This window comes from Acidocella sp. MX-AZ02 (assembly GCF_000306035.1).
Classification (GTDB): domain Bacteria; phylum Pseudomonadota; class Alphaproteobacteria; order Acetobacterales; family Acetobacteraceae; genus Acidocella; species Acidocella facilis.
Genome location: NZ_JH976208.1, coordinates 220,599 through 223,442 on the forward strand (window position 1 = coordinate 220,599; position 2,844 = coordinate 223,442).

Annotated in this window: 2 protein-coding genes; both read right to left on the bottom strand. The window is 67.7% G+C overall.

What is annotated here, in order from left to right; all coding sequences use genetic code 11:
* Window positions 1-1,520, bottom strand: a 1,520-nt coding sequence (locus MXAZACID_RS09275) for a sulfotransferase (RefSeq protein ID WP_008494024.1), incomplete at its 3' end; no start/stop codon positions are given.
* Between the two features lie 15 nt (window positions 1,521-1,535).
* Window positions 1,536-2,756, bottom strand: a complete 1,221-nt coding sequence (gene flgL, locus MXAZACID_RS09280; RefSeq protein WP_008494025.1) for a flagellar hook-associated protein FlgL — start codon at window positions 2,754-2,756, stop codon at window positions 1,536-1,538.
* Between the last annotated feature and the right edge of the window lie 88 nt (window positions 2,757-2,844).

Consider the following 2,844-nt stretch of genomic DNA (forward strand, 5'->3'; position numbering starts at 1 on the left):
ATGAAGATCGCTTCCGGCAGCCGCTCCACCCGCGCCCCGCGGGCCGCGAAGCGCAGCTGCACATCATATTCCTCGGCCCCGGCGCGGCGTTCGTCAAAGCCGCCGGCCGCCAGCAGCGCCTCCCCCTGGTACCAGACCCAGTCCCCCAGATAGGCCGCCTGGCGCAGCCGGGTGACATCCCAGCCCGGCTTCTGCCGGATCCAGGCGCCTTCCGCGCGCGGCACGATCTCGTCGGAATAGAGCAGATCCGCCTGGCTTTGCGCCGCCAGCAGCGCCATGCGCAGGCAGCCATCCGGGGTGATCATGTCGCCGGCATTCAGGATCGCGACATAATCCGCGCTCCGCGCCGCATCGTTGAGGGCGGCGCAGAGGGCGCGCGTCATCGCTTCCGGCGCGTCCGCGACGGTGATGGTTTCGATCCCCGGCAGGCTCAGCGCATCGGCGGCGAGCACCTTGATGAGTGCGGGCGGCGCCCATTGCGCGCGCAAGCTCTCCAGGCTCTGCGTCACCGCCGGCGCCTGCCCGGCGGGGGCGGCGAGCAGCACGGTCAGGCGCGGCAGTGCTCCAATTTGATTTTGGATCGCCAGCAGCCGGGCTTTCGCCGCTTCGTCCGTGCGTTCGCTGGGGCGGGGCATTGCGGTGACGTCGCGCGGCGCCTCCGCCGCCATCGCGGCGCCGCCGAAGGCCGGCAGCGCGCGCGCCCGGCTGGCCCCGATTTCGTTGAGAAACCCAACCAGGTCAGCGGTTTCCTCGGTCAGCTCATCCCACAGCCCCGGGTCGAAATGCCGCGCCTGGATCGCCGCCCATGTCGCCTCGACCAGCCGGCGCAGCGGCTGGCTCAGCCCCTCGCTCGGCAGGTTTTCCGAGCGGTTGAGCTGGCCGTTGAGATGCGCGCAGGCGGCCCGCAGGTCGCGCTTGAAAGTCAGCCCCAGCTCGGCGCCGATGCGGGGCAGCTGCGCCTGCGGGTCCGCCAGCAGCTCCTGATAGGTGAGCCAGGTGCGCGGCAGATGCCGGGCCTGGCGTTCCGCGTCCGTCGCGTAGCTGAGCCAGAGCAGCAGCGCATGGGCGCGGGTGAGGCCGTTCTTGCGCGCCTGGCTGGACGCCGCCGCCCAGGGGTCGCGGAAAATATGCACCACATGCGGGCTGTGCCCGGCCTGCCGGGCGGCGCGCTCATAAAGTGGCAAGGTCCGGCACAGATGCGGATGTTTCAGCCCCCAGAGCCGTTCGCGCGGGGGAAAGCGCCGGCGCAAAATCTCATCCAGCCGGGCGGTGAAGCTGGCCATGTCCGGCCGCTCCGCCCAGCCGGCGGGCAGGCTGCGCACATCCGTCCAATCCACGCCCAGCCGGTTGAAGAGATCGACATCGAGCTGGATCAGTTCCGGAATTTCATAGAAGCCAAGCGGGTTATGCTCGTTGGCATCGGCATCGTTGTAGAATTTGACGCCGGCCTTTTCCAGCGTGCCGGAAAGGGCCGAGGTGCCGCTGCGGTAATAGCCGACGATGAAGATCGCATCCGACATTTTGGGGACTCGCTTTCAGAGATAGCTGAACAGGCTCAGGCTTTGCGCGCTGGCGAAGCTTTTCATCGCCGCCTGCATGGCGGTCATCGTCTGTTCCAGCGTGGTGATGGCGGCGGGCATGTTGACTCCGGTGGCGCTGTTGACGGCTGCCTGCGCCGCGGTCTGCTGGGTGGTATCGCCGGTCGAGGCATTGGCGAGGGCTTGCAGCGTCACCCCGTTCTGTGCCTGCGCGGTGGTCACGGATTGCTGATATTGCGCCAGCGTGCCGAGGCTTTGATTCAGAATCTGCCGGGTTTGCGCCACCTGCGCCGGGGTGGAGGTGGTGCTGGCCAGGGTCGAGGCGATTTGTTGCAGCAGCGCGAAGGCGGTTTGCGGCCGCGCCGGCGCGATGGTGAAGCTGTCCCCGTTCGCCGGCTGGCCGGTGATCTCATAATTCACCCCGGCCAGCTGCAGGCTGGTCTGGCCGGTGCCGTTGCTGACCAGCGTGCCGGTGGCCAAGCTGCTGCCGCCCTGCGTCGCGCTATAGGTGGTGGCGCCCGTCGCGGAGACGGCGAAGCTGACCGTGATCGAGGCGCTGCCCTGCTGGAAGGCGTTGGCGGCGCCGGCATTCACCAGCCCTTGCTGCAGGATCTCCCCGGTGCCGGTATTGGCGCTGGCGGCACTGACATACGAGATGCCGTCCCCGCTCAAGGCGGAGGTGAAAACCTGGCCATTGACCAGCGTGTTCGCCGTCTGCCCGGTGCTGATGCTGGCCTGACTCTGCCCGCCATCGCCGTAATAGGAGATGGTGCCGCTGGCATTGGGCTGGAACGGGGCCAGCGTGCTGCGCGAGCCGCCGAACAGATAATTCCCGTTCGGCCCGACACTATTGCCCAGCGCCAGCAATTGCAGCCCGGCACTTTGCACCTGCGAGGCCAGCGCCCCGAGATTCTGTGTGCTGGTGCTGCCGTTCAGCGCCTGCAGCATGATCGATTGCACATTATCCAGCAGCGTGTTGGTGGCGCTGTAAGCGTTGTTGGCGGCGCCGAGCTGGGTCTGGATCGAGGCCTGGGCGGTATTGTCGTTATTGAGCCGGCTGATCTGATCCGTGGCCAGCGCCGCGGTTTCATAGGCGGCCGGATTCTGTGAGGGCGTCTGCACCGCCTGGCCGGTGGAAATCTGCTGCTGCAGCGTGTTTATCTGCGCTTCCTGGGCGCTCAGATTGGCGATGAAATTGCTGTAGAAGGCGGTATTCATGGCGGATTCCCTTCAGATCAACGGGGCGGCGGGGCGGTGGGGCTGGTTGCGCGCGGCGCGCTCCAGGGCGGCGCGCAGCGCCTGGGCG